The sequence below is a fragment of the Shewanella sp. Sh95 genome, assembly GCF_001308045.1.
Taxonomy (GTDB): Bacteria; Pseudomonadota; Gammaproteobacteria; order Enterobacterales; family Shewanellaceae; genus Shewanella; species Shewanella xiamenensis.
In genome coordinates this window covers 1-1,486 of sequence record NZ_LGYY01000113.1, presented here as the reverse complement: position 1 = coordinate 1,486, position 1,486 = coordinate 1, and the positions used below count along the sequence as shown (strand labels likewise).

At 41.8% G+C, this 1,486-nt stretch carries 2 pseudogenes; both read right to left on the bottom strand.

What is annotated here, in order from left to right:
- Positions 1 to 123: 123 nt before the first annotated feature.
- Positions 124 to 729, bottom strand: a pseudogene (locus tag AEA42_RS08540) (LysR family transcriptional regulator); the annotation flags it as partial.
- Between the two features lie 391 nt (positions 730 to 1,120).
- Positions 1,121 to 1,378 (bottom strand): annotated as a pseudogene (locus tag AEA42_RS21775) (polymer-forming cytoskeletal protein); the annotation flags it as partial.
- Between the last annotated feature and the right edge of the window lie 108 nt (positions 1,379 to 1,486).

Sequence of the window (1,486 nt, the reverse complement as noted above, 5' to 3'; positions counted from 1 at the left end):
TAAATGGACCATGCCAATCCACAATTGGAGCCTTTGTTTATCTCAGTTAGCGATTTATTTTGAAGGACGTTTAGATAGCGTGCTGGAAATTTAAAAATTAGCCTGACACAGAATTTTGAACGCCCTCCATATGTGCTCAAGGCTGATTTCAAGTTGGCTTTCCCAAAGGGAATGATGTTTCGAGGCAACGACATAGACATTTGAAATACAGCCTAAGCGTGTAACACTAAGCTCTTTGGATTCGGTCGGCTCTATTGTGATCCCAAAATCTAATTCACCTGCATGTATCAGTTCTGCACTATTATCTTGCCACTTGTGTAGTCTTATTTGGCCTAATTCACTTATCACATCGGGTGAACTGAGCTGTGGTGCTAAGAAACTTAATAATCCATTACTTGCGGCTATATGGAGCGGTAATTCAACGTGACTCGCTGCATTTTGCAGCTGCATTGCAGATTGTTCTAGGTGATAAACCGAATCGGTGAATTGGCAAATAGCGACATACAGACTTTCAGCAAGAGGTGTGGGTTTGAGCCCCTGTTGGCGCCGATAAAATAGTTCATCATTAAAGGTTAACCGTAGCGCATTGAGACAGCGGCTAATTTTGGGAGCCGACACATTTAACGCTTTGGCGGCACTATTTGCATGTCCGTTATCAAAAATACTTTTAAATACAAGTAAGGTGAATACATCAAGTTCGCAGATTTGTTTTAGTAATTGATTGCTCATTTGGTCTCGCCTTGCGATGAGTCTGAGTCTGCAGTCACACAGTTTTGCCTAAGCATATCGATACCATTGATTAAGCAGTAAACCGTATGCACAAAATGCATTGTTGGTGGATTAGGTTAGCAGTTGTCGTACGGCTTAACTGTGATCTCAATCTTTAATTTAACAATTGGTTAACCAACAATGCTAGTCATTGGATTGTATGGTGTTTATTTAGGCGATTTTGGGCTGGAGGAGTAATTTAGCGAGCTCATCATCTTCATCAGAGTCGCTCGTAGTTGGTTGGAACAACGACACATCACTCGCGTGACGTAGGCTAGAATTTAGCGGCGCAAATAAAGGTTAATCTCTAAACGTCGACACACCCTCGCTCTTTTATGGGCTGAAATGTGGATTAGTCATTTTGACTCTGCGATAACAATACGTTTGTCGATGTTGCAGAGGGCAGGCTATGTGCGTGGATTGTCTGGTGATCTTCCTTAATCCTTAAACCAATAAACTGGCCGCCTTCATTGACTTGCATTGAAGTACAAGCAACATCACCGTCGACAATCCCATGTGCTTGGATGACTAAGCGCTCGCAAATCAATCGGCCTTTGAAATAACCATCAATAATTAATTCTCGACACTTTACCCTGAAGAATCCCCTGATGATTTACAAATAAATCATCAAATTAGGGTGGAAGCGCATCTTGTTGCATGATCAAATGGTTTCGCTAAAAACTACACTTGGACAACAAGATGCGCGAAGCCAATATCC